The following is a 14,590-nucleotide window of genomic DNA, read 5'->3' as shown; positions in this document are numbered from 1 at the left end:
GCCACTTTTGCCGCTGCCGCAGCGCTGCCGGCCCACAGCAAGGAGCTTCCTCCCATGATCGAACTTCATGCGCGCTGCGTGGACGATGCCCAGTGCCGTTTCCGTGGCGACACCCTCAACGTCGAACTGGAACTGCGCAACAGCGGCAGCGAGCCTGTGTCGCTGCCGCTGGAGTACATCCGCAGCCGTGGCCCGTCGGTCAGGGTGAAGGACAACCACTCCGAGAAGACCACGGCGTTGCGCAGCGGCATGGCCGCGGCCGCGCTGCGGCAGCAGATGCAGGAGCTGCGCGCGGGCCAGTCCCTGCGCATCGGTTTCCCGATCAAGCCGCAGGAGCTGACACGCTTCGCCCTGCGCCCGATGGATGTGACCCTGCAGTTCTCGATCAATCTGACACCCGGTTCCACCGGCGCCGAGGCGCAGGTGGTCCAGGCGCAGCTGCACGTGGTCGACGCCGACTGACCGCAGCGGCCAGCACTCCGCTTGGGGTCAACGCAGTTCGAGAATCTCGTCGCCGGTTTCGTCGATCTCGCCCGTCGGGCACCAGCCGAGATGGCGGTAGAAGCCATGCGAGCGCGAGCGCGGGTCGGCCGAGCACGCAAGGAACAGCCGGTGGTGACCGGCATCCCGGGCCAGGCTGACCACATCCTGCAGCAGACGTCGGCCGATGCCCAGATTTTCGTACTCCGGCAGCAGGGCCAGAACCAGCACCTCGCCGCTTTCGCGGTCGGCAAACCCGTAGCCGGCCATGCGCTCGCCGTCGCAGGCGATGCGTCCGATGAAATCTCCGTTGCAGATGCCTTCGGCCCAGCTCTGCGTCGTGATGCCCAGCTCGGCCAGCTGCGCGGCACTGAAGGCATTCTCGCGGGTACGCCCGCGCAGGTCGATGCAGGCGGCGGCATCGTCGGGATGGGCATCGCGGTAACGGATGGTCATGGCACCTCCTTGTGACCGGGCGCTGAAGGAACTGCCCGTCTCGTTCAATCGTTGCCGATTGTGAAGTATTCGGCGGTGAAATAGCCGATCTGGTAGAGCAGGGTGGCCGCGGCCAGTCGCAGCTGTGCCCGGCTGGAGTGCAGTTTCCAGCCCAGCAGGACCACCAGCAGCATCAGCAGAGTGTGGACCGGATACGCCGCGCCCAGCAGATGCCATCGGCTTGTGCCCTTGATCGCGGTGTCCACCAGATCCAGCAGCGTCAGCGCGCCGATCACGCCGAATATCCAGCGTCTGCGCTGCATCAGGTAATTGCCGTAGCTGCCGTAGTCGCGCAGGTCATCCGGGAACAACAGGGCGCAGAGCAGGAACCAGGTCGCGCAGTAGCAGATCACGAACAGATAGGTCTCGAACGTCCACCGGTGGACTTCGATCAGGCGGAACTCCCACCACCAGAAGGTGACCAGCGACACCAGCGTCCATGCCACCCAGCACAGATGGAGTGCCGAGCAGCCGCGTCGCTGCGGATGCTCGATGATCTGCGCAATCCCTTTCAGCAGGGTCGTGATCGACAGGCCCAGGATGATGCCCATCACTACGCGGATATGCAGGAACAGCGGATCGGTCTGCATCGGCCCATCCTGTCATCGGATTCCGCACAGTAGAGGCATGCCCGCTGTGGAGGGGATGCATACGGTGTCAGCGCCTACGCCGCACCAGCGTCGAGGATGCCTCCAGCACCGCGCGGGTCAGCAGGGCCATGGTCTGTACATCGCCCTTCCAGTGCTGCCAGTACAGCGGCACGTCCTCCCACGCGCGCTGTCGCACGTAGACCAGGCGGCCGGCATCCAGGTGCCGCTTGACCAGCGGCAGGGGGTTCATGGTCCAGCCCATGCCGCCCAGGTTGGCCTGCACGAAGGCACGGGTGGAGGGAATCCACCAGGTCGGCGCGGTGCTGGGCAGGTCGTCGCCGGCCATGCGCCGGGCAAAGCGCGACTGCATTTCGTCCTTGCGGTTGAACACCAGTACCGGTGCCTGTGCCAGCGCCTGCGCGGTCACGCCCTTGGCGAAGTGCCGTTCGCGGAACTCCGGCGTGCAGGTGGCCGCGTAACGGATGCTGCCGAGTGCATGGATCTGGCAGCCCTGCACCGGCTCGTCCAGGGTGGTCACCGCGCCGAGCACCGTGCCTTGCCGCAGCAGCTCCACGGTATGGTCCTGGTCTTCCACGCGCAGGTCGAGCGTGGTGCCGGTACCCAGTGCGAACTGCTGCGCTGCCTGCGGAAACCAGGTTTCCAGGCTGTCGTGGTTCACAGCCACCGGGATGCTGGCCTGGGGCAGATCTTCATCGGCCAGCCCCATCCGGTGCAGGGCGTCATGCTCGAGCAGGGCCGTCTGCTCGGCCAGCTGCACCAGCACCTGGCCTTCGGCGGTGGCAGTGGCGGGTGCGCCACGCTTCACCAGAAGGCGTCCGACACGATCCTCCAGCGCCTTGACCCGCTGCGAGATGGCGGAGGGGGTGACATTCAGCGACTGCGCCGCGCGATCAAAGCTGCCTTCGCGGATCACGGCGGCGAGCGCGCGCAGCTGGGCATGGTCGATGCGCATGTTATTAAGTTCCACTAATGTTGGTTTAGGAAGTTTAGCTCGTCTTTTCTATGTTGCGGCGCGACAATGGCGCCCGTACCCGGTGCTGTCCGCCTTCGCGAGGCACCGTCCCCCCAGCAAGACAAGGCAGTGAATCCCATGTTTTCGGTCATCTCCGCCGGCACCGGCCTCGGTGCCTGGTTCTCTGGTGCAGCCACCGGCATCGGCCTGTTCGCCGTGGTCGGTGCCCAGAGCGCCTTCATCCTGCGCCAGGGCATCCTGCGCAAGCACATCGTGCCGGTGGTCGCCACCTGCGCGGCCATCGATGCGTTCTTCATCTTCGCCAGCGTGGCCGGCCTGCGCACGTTGACCTCGGCGCTGCCGTGGCTGACCTCGGCCGTGCTGTGGACCGGCGTGGCTTTCCTGGCCTGGTACGCGATGAAGTCGGCGCGCCGGGCCATTGCCGGTGGCGGTGGCATGGGTGAAGCCGACAGCGACGACGGCAGCCGCCGCGCGGTGCTGATGGCGGCGGTCGGCTTTTCGCTGATCAACCCGCACTTCTGGCTGGACATGATGGTCATCGGCTCCATTGCCGAGAACTTCGGCCACGCACGCATGGCCTTCGCGGCCGGCGTGGTCACCGCGAGCTGCCTGTGGCTGACCGCGCAGGGTCTCGGTGCGCGCCTGCTGGCGCCGCTGTTCACCAAGCCCAGCACCTGGCGTGTGCTTGACGGCACCATCGCGGTGATCCTCAGCATCCTGGCCCTCACCCTGGCGGTGCGCGGGGTCCACTGACCCGGCGCACGCCCCCCGAACCCACGTCCTGACTCTCTCTCCAAGGCAGTGGCAACGACGGCACCGGCAACGGTGCCGTCGTCTTTTCCGGCTCTGGCGGGACAGACGGCGCCTGCCTAGAATCCGTGTACAGGACAAGGTGTCCATCGGAGCAGGGGGAAGGATGCGCAGGACGATGTTGACGGCCGCACTGGTCGTCGTGGGTAGCGTTGCCGCGGGCAGCGCATGGGCGGTGGATCTGACGCAGTTCCTGCGCCAGGAGACCTTCACCGACATCAAGATATCGCCGGGGGGCGAGTATGTCGCTGCCACCGTGCCGATGGAGGACAGCACCGCGATCGCGGTGATGCGGCTCGCCGACAAGCAGCTCGTGGGCAGCTTCCGCCCGCCGCAGAAGAATCACGCCTACGAATTCGATTGGGTCAGCAACGAACGGCTGTTGATCGGCCTGGCCGAGAAGTGGGGCGCGCTGGATAAACCCAATCCCACCGGCGAGCTCTACGCCATCGATGCCAACGGCAATCGCGGCGAGCTGCTGGTCGGTTACCGCGTCGAAAGCAAGGGCCCGGGTACCCGCATCCAGCCGAAGAAAGTCGAGGCGGTCGCGGCGTTCCTGGCCGATGATCTGCCCGGCGACGAACGCAACGTGCTGGTGACGGTATGGCCGTTCGCGGAGGATCCGTTCACCCGCGTCGAACGCATGGACGTGGCCAGCGGCAGGCGCGTGCGCATGGCCTCCTCGCCAGTGCGGCGCGGTGAGTTCACCACCGATGGCCAGGGCGAAGTCCGGTTCGTCCACGGGTCCGGCAGCGACAATGTCAACAAGCTGTACTACCGCGAGCGATCGGGCGACAGCTGGAAGATGATCAACGATGAGGCAGTGAGCAAGCGCATCGAGACCGCGATCGGCTTCTCCGCGGATGGCAGCCTGGCGTACCTGCAGGCCGAGCAGACGCAGGGGCCGGATGCCATCGTCAGCTGGAATCCGCAGACCGGTGAGCGCGCTGTCGTGCTGCGCGACGAGGTGGTCAATCCGTACCGCATCATCCACCGGCCCGGCACCCATGTGCCGGTGGGCGCCCTGTACATGGGCGACACACCACGGACCCGGTTCTTCGACGAGAAGTCGCCGGAGGCGCGCCTGTACCGCAGCCTGGAGGCGGCCTTCGGGGGTCCGGTCTACATCACCTCCAGTACCCGGGATGGCCGCGTGGTGCTGGTGGAGACCTGGTCAGGCACCAATCCCGGCGACTTCTATGTGTACGACACGGAGGCCCGCAAGGCTGATCACCTGATCAGCCGCAGCGACTGGATCGACATCGATCGCAGTGCAACGGTGCGTCCGGTGGCACTCAAGGCGCGCGACGGCCTGCCGCTGCACGGCTTCCTCACCGTGCCCTCCGGCAGCGACGGACGCAACCTGCCGATGGTGGTGATGCCGCACGGTGGACCGTTCCACGTGTTCGACAATGGCCAGTACGACCGCGAGACGCAGATATTGGCCGCTGCCGGCTACGCCGTGCTGCAGGTCAACTTCCGTGGCTCGGGGAACTATGGCCGTGCGCATGCCCAGGCCGGCGCCCAGCAATGGGGCGCCGCGATGCAGGATGACGTCACCGACGCCACCCGCTGGGCGATCGCGCAGGGGATCGCCGATGCCAGACGCATCTGCATCTACGGTGCCAGTTACGGGGCCTACGCCGCGATGATGGGCGCTGCCCGCGAACAGGGGCTGTACCAGTGCGCGGCCGGCTATGTCGGCGTGTACGACCTGCCGCTGATGTTTGCCCGCGGCGATGTGCAGGAGCGCGACTCGGGCGTGACCTTCCTGCGCGAATGGCTGGGTGATCCGGCCAAGCTGGGCGCGGTTTCGCCGGTGAACCTGGCCACGCAGATCAAGGTGCCGGTGTTCCTCGCGGCCGGTGGCGAAGACAAGCGTGCGCCGATCCAGCACACCGAGCGCATGGAAGCGGCACTGAAGCGTGCCGGGACGCCGGTGGAAAGCCTGTACTACAAGACCGAGGGGCACGGCTTCTACACCCTGGCCCATCGCACCGAGTACTACGACAAGCTGCTCGCATTCCTGTCGCGCAGCCTGGGAGGCAAGACCGCCCAGGCATCGGCGCCGGCAGGGAAGGGCAAGGCGCCGTAAACGCAGAGCGGCGGCGGATCCACGATCCGCCGCCGCGCAGTGCAGTTACCTGACCCCGTGCATCATCCGCTTCAGCAGCGGCGCGGCGATGAAGGCCAGCAGGGCGCAGCCCAGGCCGATCCACATCAGCAGCCAGAACAGGTGCGCATACGCACCGGCCGCCGCCGCCATGTCCAGCGTGCCGCCTTCGGGCACATCGATGGCCGCCAGCTTGCCGAACAGCGCGGCAAGCGTCTCGGAGAAGGCTGTGGCCAGGAACCAGGTGCCCATCATCAGGCTCATCACCCGCGGCACGGCCAGCTGCGTTACGGCCGACAGGCCCACCGGCGACAGGCACATCTCACCACTGGCCAACAGGAAGTAGGCCAGGACCAGCCACCACACGCTGGCCATCTCGCCGGTGGCGCCGACCTGCTGTGCGGCCAATGCGAGCGGGACGAACGAGAGCGCGCCGATCACCAGGCCCCAGGCGGATTTGACCGGCTTGCCCGGCTCCCAGCCGCGACGGTCCATCCAGGTCCAGAGGGCGGCGAAGGCCGGCGCCAGCAGCACCAGGAACAGTCCGCCCAGATAGGTCAGGGAGCCGGCGGTCTGCGGAATCACCAGGCAGTCGCGCACCAGCAGGACCAGCATCAGCGCGACGATGGCAATGAAGAACCGGCGCGGCGCGGCCGACCCCGGTCGACGCTCGGTCAGGCGCGCGCTGACCACGAAGCCCAGCGGCGCCAGCAGCAACGACAGGATCGACCAGGGCAGCGGCGTGCCGTCGGTGATCACCAGCGAGGGAACGATGTCCTTGGTCAGCAGGCGATCGGTGAACGTCACCCACGAGCCATAGGACTGCTCGTACAGGGTGAAGAACACCAGCGCCAGGAAAATCAGCACCATCAGCGCGATCATCTGCTGGCGCTGCACCGGCGTGCACTGGCTGCCGGTGAACCAGGCGAACCAGACCAGCACGCCTCCCAGCACCACCAGCATCAGCATCAACGCCAGGCTGATTTCGCCGCCCAGAGCGAACGCACCGTTACCGGCGGCCCACATCAGCCACGCCAGTGGCAGCACCGCGAGCACCGCGCACAGATAGATCAGCCGTTCACGCGGCAGGCCCAGCACCCGCTGTTTCAGCGCGGCCGGCTGTGGCGGCTCGGCATGCCCGTGCAGGTACTTCTGCCCCCACAGGAACATCGCCAGCCCGGCCAGCATGCCGATGCCCGCCGCGCCGAAGCCATACTTCCAGCCATAGGCCTCGCCGAGGAAGCCGCACACCAGCGACGAGAACAGCGCCCCGAGGTTGATGCCGGCATAGAACAGGGAGAAGCCCGAGTCGCGGCGCGGATCGTCCTTGGCGTACAGCTTGCCGACGATGGTGGAGATGTTCGGCTTGAGGAAGCCCACGCCCATGATGATCAGCGCCAGCGACAGATAGGTCACCGCCAGCGCCGAGGTGTCGCGCACCACTTCACCGTTGACCCGGTATGCCGCGTGGCCTTCGAAGGCCATGCCGAGATGGCCCAGCACCAGCAGGATGCCGCCGAACAGCACTGCACGGCGCATGCCCAGCCAGCGGTCGGCCAGCATGCCGCCGAACACCGGGATGCAGTACACCAGGCCACCGTAGGCGCCAAGCAGGTCCAGTCCGGCCTTGTCGCCGAACAGGTGGTACTTGGTCAGGTACAGCAGCAGCAGCGCCTTCATGCCATAGAAGGAGAAGCGCTCCCACATTTCGGTGAAGAAGCAGACGTAGACGCCCTTGGGGTGGCCAAGGAAGTCGTCGGAAGCGGGAGCGGCAACGGTCATCGACGGCGGGCACTGCGGAAAGGGCGCGATTATAGGCCCGCCGCCGCGCCCATGGCGGGCAGCATGAGGTCGCGCCCGGCGAGCGGGGTCACAGGTATCGCAGCCAGCCCAGGTCGCGCCGACGCGCCTTGAACCGCGCGAATGCCCGCGTCGGCGGGTACAGCACCACCGCCAGCGCACAGGCCACCAGGATCAGGCCGGCGACCGAATCGAGAGCGTACAGGCTGCCGTGGGTCGGCCCCCAGAACCCGAGCGCCGCCAGATACAGCAGCTTCAGCAGATACAGATGCAGCAGGTAGAAGAACATCGGTGCCGCGCCGATGTCTGCCAGCGGCCTCAACGCCCGTGCCATCGCAGGCCACTCAAACAGGCGCAGCCACAGCAGGCCAACGCCCAGGGTCAGCAACAGGAACTGCAGTGATGGCGGATACTTGGTCACGTTGAACACGCTCATCCAGGTGCGCAGCGCGTCCTGCTGGAACTGCCAGGGCGTATCGCCATAGCCGTTGCCGAACCGCAGTAGGGCGAACATGCCCAGCGCTGCCAGCCCAGCCCACACCAGCCAGCGGTGACGCTGCGCTGGCATGCGGTCCGCCGCGAACCAGGGCCCCATCAGATAGCCGAGCGCGATCACCCCGATCCACGGCAGCACCGGATAGGACGTGCGCAGCCGGAGTGCACCGGCCTCGATCCAGTCCCGCTGGTGCAGCACCTTCCACAGCACCGGCAGCACACCGTCGCCTGCCACGCGCACGCCGTCGAGCAGGTTGTGGCCGGCCACCAGCAGTACCGCCAGCGCCAGCAGCGCCGCGCGTGGCAGCCACAGCAGGCCGGCCAGCGCGACCATGCTCAGGCCGATCGCCCAGATCACCTGCAGGTATACGGTGTCCGGAGGCAGCTGGAAGGTCCAGGCGAAATTCACCAGGGTCAGTTCCAGCACCACCAGGAACAGCCCGCGCTTGAGCAGGAACGCGGCCGTGGCCCGGCGCGGATCCGCCTGGCGCTGGCCGTACAGCCAGGCCGACAGGCCGGTCAGCAGCACGAACACCGGTGCGCACAGGTGGGCCAGCAGGCGGCACGCGAACAGCGCGGGGGAGACCGTGGATACGTCCATCGGGTCGCTGACCTGGTGGTGCAGGAAAAAGGTCTCGCGCACGTGGTCGAGCAGCATCAACAGCATGACGGTGCCGCGCAGCTGGTCGATGGAGGTGAGGCGGGCCGGTGGCGGAGAGGGCATGCGGACGGCGATGTCGTTCAATCGAAAAGATATAACATATCGTTTGCGGGATGCCCAGCCGGAATGTGCCGGATGCGTCTGCTGCCTGTGCCTGATCGGTGTCCTGCCTGATCCGGTGGCGCTTGTCATGCTGCGGTGTGCTGGACTTGCCGCCCCCTGAACGCTAGCGTGGCAGGGATTTTTTGCCAGCAGGGGCTCCCATGAACCACGACGCTGCGCCCAAGCAGCTCACCTTCCGCGCAGTGGCCCTGGCCATCGTGCTGGCGGTGGTGCTGTCCGCGGCCAACGCCTACCTCGGTCTGTTCGCAGGCCTGACCATCGCCACCGCGATTCCCGCCGCAGTCATTTCCATGGGCGTGCTGCGCCTGCTGGGCGGTGGCTCGATCCTCGAGAACAACATCGTGCAGACCGGCGCCTCGGCCGGTTCCTCGATCGCCGCCGGTGTCATCTTCACCATCCCCGCGCTGGTGATCATGGGCTACTGGCCGGACTTCAAGTACTGGTGGGTGCTGGGTATTGCCGGCCTGGGCGGCCTGCTGGGCGTGCTGTTCTCGGTGCCGCTGCGCCGCTCGATGATTGTCGAAGATCCGCTGCCCTTCCCGGAAGGCAAGGCGGCGGCGGAAGTGCTCAAGGCCGGTGAGAACCCGGGTCCGGGCCTGAAGATCCTGGGCCTGTCGGCGGTGATCGGCGCCTTCGTCAAGCTGGCCGCGGAAAGCGGCATGCGCCTGATTCCCGATGCCTGGGCCACCTCGGCCTACGTGGGCAGTTCCAAGGTCACCGCGTTCATCGGCACCAACCTGTCGCCGGCGCTGCTGGGCGTGGGCTACATTGTCGGCCTCAACGTCGGCATCGTGGTGGTGTCTGGTTCGATCCTGACCTGGCACATCGCCATCCCGCTCTACCAGGCGTTCTTCATGAACACCGACCCGGCCCTGGCCGCGTCGGTGGCCGCTGCGTCCTCCACCGAGGCCGCATTCGCCATCTGGGGCGCGAAGATGCGCTACCTGGGTGTCGGCGCAATGCTGATCGGTGGCATCTGGACCCTGATTTCGCTGCGCAAGTCGCTGCTCAACGGCGTCAAGAGCGGTTTTGCCGCCGCCCGCAAGAGCGGCGGACCGGTGCTGGCGCACACCGAGCGCGACCTGCCGATGAAGTGGATGCTGGTCGCCCTGGTGGTCTTCGTGCTGCCGCTGCTGGCCCTGTACCAGGCCATCGTCGGCCAGTGGCACGTGTCGATCCCGATGACCATCATCATGATCGTCGCCGGCTTCCTGTTCGTGTCGGTCTCGGCCTACCTGGCCGGCCTGATCGGTTCGTCCAACAACCCGGTCTCGGGCATCACCATTTCCACCATCCTGTTCGCCTCGGCGGTACTGGTCGTGCTGCTGGGTGCCGATGGCCTCAAGCCGGTCGGTACCGGCGGTGCACCGCTGGGTGCGGTGGCTGCGATCATGATCGGCGCGGTGGTGTGCTGCGCTGCCGCCGTCGGTGGTGACAATCTGCAGGACCTCAAGGCCGGTTACATCGTCGGCGCTACGCCGTGGAAGCAGCAGCTGATGCTGGGCATCGGTGCGTTCTCCTGCGCGCTGATCATGGCCCCGGTGCTGAACCTGCTGGCCACCGCCTATGGCATCGGCGTGAAGACCGAGCTGCACCCGAACGCGCTGGCTGCGCCGCAGGCCAACCTGATGGCGTCGGTGGCCAAGGGCCTGTTCGGTGGCGAGCTGCCGTGGACCTTCATCGGCATCGGCGCGGTGGTTGGCGCCGTCATCATCGCCTTCGACAGCTGGCTGAAGGCGCGCAACGCGCGCTTCCGGGTGCCGGTGCTGGCGGCCGCCATCGGCATCTACCTGCCGCTGGAGCTGATGGTGCCGATCTTCCTCGGCGGCCTGATCGCTTACCTGGTCGAGCGCTTCCACAAGGTGCGTGCCGATGATGAAGAAGGCCGCGACCGCGTGCACAAGCCGGGCGTGCTGTTCGCCGCCGGCCTGATCACCGGCGAGGCGCTGATGGGCATCGCCATCGCCATTCCGATCGTGGTCAGCAGCCGCGCCGACGTGCTGGCCGTGCCGTTCCATCTGCCGGCCGCGCAGTGGATCGGCCTGGCCGTGCTGTTCCTGGTGGGCTGGCTGATCTACCGCACCGGCAAGTACGCCAAGGCGTAAGGGATGGGTCGGATCCCTCCCGGAAGGGAAGGGCTCTGACCCCACGCCGGCGGCGCCCGGGGCAGAGCCGATTCCTGCGGAATCGGATCCGACCCCGGGTCCACCCACAAACCGCGCTACGGCGCGGTTTGCTGTTTCTGGCGGCTGCCCGATCACGGCCATGACCGATGGCCTTGGCAGCCCCGGGCTGCGGGGCCTACCATCGCTTTTTTGCCGTCCTGCGGAGATCCCGATGAAACTGCGTCATGCCCTGCTGCCACTGAGCCTGCTGGCCGCTCTGCCCAGCGTCGCCGCTGCCCGTGGCCTGGAGATCCGCGACATGGTGGCCATGGATCGCGTTTCCGCGCCGGTGCTGAGCGCCGATGGCGGCACCGTGGTGTTCGCCAAGCGCAGCACCGACGCCAACCTCAAGGCCAGCACCGCCCTGTACGCACGCAACCTGCGCACGCGTGACGCGGCACCGCCGAAGCAGATCACCCCGGCCGGCTGGAACGTCAATTCCGCCTCGCTGTCGGCGGACGGCCAGACGGTGTACTTCCTCAGTGCCAAGAACGGCAGCCAGCAGCTGTACGCGCAGGCGATCAGCGGCGGCGCCCCGCGCCAGCTGACCGATTTCCCGGTGGATGTGGACAGCTACCACGTCTCGCCACAGGACGACCGCGTGCTGTTCAGCGCCGGCGTGTTCCAGGCCTGCGCGTCGGACCTGGCCTGCACCGAGAAGAAGCTGAAAGAGAAGAAGGACGCCAAGGCCAGTGGCCAGGTCTGGGATTCGATGTTCGTGCGCCATTGGGATACCTGGAACGACGGCCGTCGCAACACCCTGTTCGTCGCGCCGCTGCCGGGCGCCCAGGCCGGCCCGGTCAAGGGGGCTTCCGCGCTGAGCGCCACCCTCGATGGCGATGCGCCGTCCAAGCCATTCGGTGGCAATGATGACTTCGTGTGGTCGCCGGACGGCAGCAGCGTGGTCGCCAGCATCCGCGTGGCGGGCCGCGAGGAACCGTGGTCGACCAACTTCGACCTCTATCGCTTCGATGCTGCCGGCCGTCAGGCACCGGTGAACCTGACCGCCTCCAACCCGGCATGGGATGCGGGCCCGGTGTTCAGTGCCGATGGCAAGACGCTGTTCTACCGTGCGATGAAGCGCCCCGGCTTTGAAGCTGATCGCTTCGGCCTGATGGCGATGGATCTGGCCAGCGGCAAGAGCCGTGAGATCGCCCCGCAGTGGGATCGCTCGGCGGGTGGCATCGTGCTGTCCGCCGATGGCGCCAGCATCTATACCACCGCCGATGATCTGGGCGAGCACCCGCTGTTCCAGATCGATGTCGCCACCGGCAAGGCCACCCGCCTGATCGGCGATGGCAGCGTGACCGCCGTCGATGTGGCCGGCACCAGCGTGGCGATCACCCGCAACAGCCTGAAGAGCAACGACCAGGTACTGGTCGGCCTGCTGCCAGCCGCCGGCCAGCCGATGGGCGAGCTGCGTGCGCTGACACCGTCTGCCGGCGACGTGCTGAAGGACGTCAGTTTCGGCGATTTCGAGCAGTTCTCGTTCAAGGGCTGGAACAACGACACCGTGCACGGCTATGTGGTCAAGCCGCACAACTACCAGGAAGGCAAGTCCTACCCGGTCGCGTTCCTGATCCATGGCGGTCCGCAGGGCAGCTTCGGCAACGGCTGGAGCTACCGCTGGAATCCGCAGACCTATGCGGGCCAGGGCTACGCGGTGGTGATGATCGATTTCCACGGCTCCACCGGTTACGGTCAGGCATTCACCGATGCGATCAGCCAGCACTGGGGCGATCGTCCGCTGGAGGACCTGCAGAAGGGCTGGGACGCGGCACTGAAGAAGTATTCGTTCCTCAACGGTGACAAGGCCTGTGCTCTGGGCGCCAGCTATGGCGGCTTCATGGTCAACTGGATCGCCGGCAACTGGAACGGCCCGTTCAAGTGCCTGGTCAACCACGATGGCGTGTTCGACCAGCGCATGATGGGCTACGCCACCGAGGAGCTGTGGTTCACCGAGTGGGAGCAGGGCGGCACGCCGTACCAGAAGGCGGCGAACTACGAGAAGTTCAACCCGGTCAACCACGTGGCGGACTGGAAGAAGCCGATCCTGATCATCCATGGCCAGCAGGACTTCCGTATTCCGGTCGAGCAGGGCCTGGCGGCATTCACGGCGGCGCAGCGGCAGGGGATCGAGTCGAAGTTCCTGTACTTCCCGGACGAGAACCACTGGGTGCTCAAGCCGCACAACAGCATCCTGTGGCATGACACGGTCAACGGCTGGCTGAAGCAGCATATCGGCGAATAAGCCGGTCCGGCGCCGCCCCCCAGGGCGGCGCTCTGCTTTTTGTAGAGCCGAGCCATGCTCGGCTGCTCTGTGCCTCCTTTCCCGCCAACAGCAGCCGAGCATGGCTCGGCTCTACCCGAGCGCCCGCATGACTTCGAACGCCCTGATCCAGAACGACATCGTGGTCTTCGGCCTGATCGCCGCCACTTTGGGGGCCGTGTTCTGGACCGCCTCGCGCGAGCAGGGGCCGTGGAAGCGCTTCTACACCTTCGTGCCGGCGTTGCTGCTGTGTTATCTCATTCCTGGCATCTACAACACCGTCGACCTGATCGACGGGCAGAACACCGCGCTGTACAACCCGGTCGCGCGTGACATCCTGCTGCCGGCGGCGCTGGTGCTGCTGACCCTGGCCGTGGACATCAAGGGCATCCTGCGGCTGGGACCGAAGCTGGTACTGATGTACCTGGGTGCCTCCGCCAGCATCATGCTCGGTGCCGTGGTCGCCTTCCTGCTGATGCGCGCGCTGCACCCGGAAACCGTTGCCGGCGACACCTGGGCCGGCATGGCCGCACTGGCCGGCAGCTGGATCGGCGGTGGCGCCAACATGCTGGCGATGCGCGAAGTATTCGACGTCAACGCCACCACCTTCGGCCAGTTCGCCGTGGTCGACGTGGGTGTCGGCTACGTCTGGATGGCGGTACTGATCTTCCTCGCCGGGCGCGCCGCGAAGATCGACGCACGCAGCGGTGCCGATACCTCGGCCATCGACGAACTGAAGGAACGCATCGCGCGCTTCCAGGCCGAACACGAGCGCATTCCCAGCCTGACTGATCTGATGCTGATCGTCGCCGTTGCGTTCGGTGGCGTCGGTCTGGCGCATGCAATCGGCGCGCCGCTGGCGGCCTGGTTCAAGGCCCATGTCGGCTGGGCATCGCAGTTCAGCCTGGATGCTCCCTTCGTCTGGGTGGTGGTGCTGTCGACCACGCTGGGCCTGGGCCTGAGTTTCACCCGCGCGCGCACGCTGGAGGGAGCGGGAGCGTCACGTCTGGGGTCGCTGCTGCTGTACTTCCTGATCGCCTGCATCGGCATGCAGATGGATCTGCTGGCATTGCTGGACCGTCCGTGGCTGTTCCTGCTTGGCCTGATCTGGATCGCCGTGCACATCGTGCTGCTGTGGTGCCTGGGCCGGCTGCTGAAGGTGCCGTTCTTCTATTTCGCCATCGGCTCGCAGTCGAACATCGGCGGTCCGGCCTCGGCGCCCGTGGTGGCCGCCGCCTTCCATCCTGCATTGGCACCGGTAGGCGTGCTGCTGGGAACGATGGGCTACGCCACCGGAACCTACCTGGCGTACATCGTCGGCATTACCCTGCGTGCGCTGGCAGGGCAGGGGTGATGGGGTCAGATCCCTTTTGCTGCGCAAAAGGGATCTGACCCCGTTTCGCGGCGCGTCACGCTACCGGCAATCCACGTTCGATCAGCCACGCCTTCGCGTCTTCGGCGTCCTGCTCGAACCGCGCCGAGTGAAAAGAGGGGCGCCGCAGAGTTCGGCGCGTCGCCACGCGCCCGTGGCCAACCGCGCCCGCGGCCTTACGCCACTGGCAACCCGCGTTCGATCAACCACGCCTTCGCGTCTT

The 14,590-nt window shown here is 66.7% G+C and carries 11 protein-coding genes; 6 read left to right on the top strand and 5 right to left on the bottom strand.

The window, feature by feature from the left end; translation table 11 throughout:
- The first annotated feature begins 54 nt into the window (after positions 1 to 54).
- On the top strand, positions 55 to 462 hold the full coding sequence (locus AC5P5M_RS12645; protein ID WP_057496236.1) for a hypothetical protein: 408 nt from the start codon (positions 55 to 57) through the stop codon (positions 460 to 462).
- A 27-nt stretch (positions 463 to 489) separates the two neighbouring features.
- On the opposite strand, the gene AC5P5M_RS12640 is transcribed toward AC5P5M_RS12645, so the two are convergent.
- From AC5P5M_RS12640 to AC5P5M_RS12630, 3 genes are all read right to left on the bottom strand, one after another.
- Positions 490 to 936 (bottom strand): GNAT family N-acetyltransferase, encoded by a 447-nt coding sequence (locus AC5P5M_RS12640; protein WP_065182375.1) that lies wholly within the window; start codon positions 934 to 936, stop codon positions 490 to 492.
- A 44-nt stretch (positions 937 to 980) separates the two neighbouring features.
- Complete coding sequence (locus AC5P5M_RS12635) at positions 981 to 1,565, bottom strand: hypothetical protein (protein ID WP_053516192.1); 585 nt, start codon at positions 1,563 to 1,565, stop codon at positions 981 to 983.
- Between the two features lie 67 nt (positions 1,566 to 1,632).
- On the bottom strand, positions 1,633 to 2,538 hold the full coding sequence (locus tag AC5P5M_RS12630) for a LysR family transcriptional regulator ArgP (RefSeq protein ID WP_053516191.1): 906 nt from the start codon (positions 2,536 to 2,538) through the stop codon (positions 1,633 to 1,635).
- Between the two features lie 138 nt (positions 2,539 to 2,676).
- Between AC5P5M_RS12630 and AC5P5M_RS12625 the strand changes: the two genes are divergently transcribed.
- Positions 2,677 to 3,312: a LysE/ArgO family amino acid transporter gene (locus tag AC5P5M_RS12625; protein ID WP_053516190.1), complete on the top strand. Its 636-nt coding sequence runs from the start codon at positions 2,677 to 2,679 to the stop codon at positions 3,310 to 3,312.
- Between the two features lie 163 nt (positions 3,313 to 3,475).
- The gene (locus tag AC5P5M_RS12620; protein ID WP_494531204.1) at positions 3,476 to 5,464 is read left to right on the top strand and encodes an alpha/beta hydrolase family protein; all 1,989 of its coding nucleotides are present in this window, start codon (positions 3,476 to 3,478) and stop codon (positions 5,462 to 5,464) included.
- A gap of 45 nt (positions 5,465 to 5,509) precedes the next feature.
- On the opposite strand, the gene AC5P5M_RS12615 is transcribed toward AC5P5M_RS12620, so the two are convergent.
- On the bottom strand, positions 5,510 to 7,264 hold the full coding sequence (locus tag AC5P5M_RS12615; RefSeq protein WP_495205985.1) for a peptide MFS transporter: 1,755 nt from the start codon (positions 7,262 to 7,264) through the stop codon (positions 5,510 to 5,512).
- An 88-nt stretch (positions 7,265 to 7,352) separates the two neighbouring features.
- Positions 7,353 to 8,501, bottom strand: coding sequence for an acetyltransferase domain-containing protein (locus AC5P5M_RS12610; RefSeq protein WP_495205984.1), 1,149 nt, complete (start codon positions 8,499 to 8,501; stop codon positions 7,353 to 7,355).
- A 200-nt stretch (positions 8,502 to 8,701) separates the two neighbouring features.
- Between AC5P5M_RS12610 and AC5P5M_RS12605 the strand changes: the two genes are divergently transcribed.
- The 3 genes from AC5P5M_RS12605 to AC5P5M_RS12595 all read left to right on the top strand — a co-directional run bounded on the left by AC5P5M_RS12605 (position 8,702) and on the right by AC5P5M_RS12595 (position 14,349).
- Positions 8,702 to 10,666 carry an OPT family oligopeptide transporter gene (locus AC5P5M_RS12605; RefSeq protein WP_053516183.1) on the top strand — a complete coding sequence of 655 codons (1,965 nt, stop codon included), beginning with the start codon at positions 8,702 to 8,704 and terminating at the stop codon, positions 10,664 to 10,666.
- A 232-nt stretch (positions 10,667 to 10,898) separates the two neighbouring features.
- On the top strand, positions 10,899 to 12,977 hold the full coding sequence (locus AC5P5M_RS12600; protein ID WP_065182372.1) for an alpha/beta hydrolase family protein: 2,079 nt from the start codon (positions 10,899 to 10,901) through the stop codon (positions 12,975 to 12,977).
- Between the two features lie 127 nt (positions 12,978 to 13,104).
- Positions 13,105 to 14,349, top strand: a complete 1,245-nt coding sequence (locus AC5P5M_RS12595; RefSeq protein WP_180875426.1) for a DUF819 family protein — start codon at positions 13,105 to 13,107, stop codon at positions 14,347 to 14,349.
- The last annotated feature ends 241 nt before the right edge of the window (positions 14,350 to 14,590 follow it).

The organism is Stenotrophomonas sp. YJH_SMC_106-19 (assembly GCF_059368375.1).
This window is presented reverse-complemented; position numbering and strand designations above follow the sequence as displayed.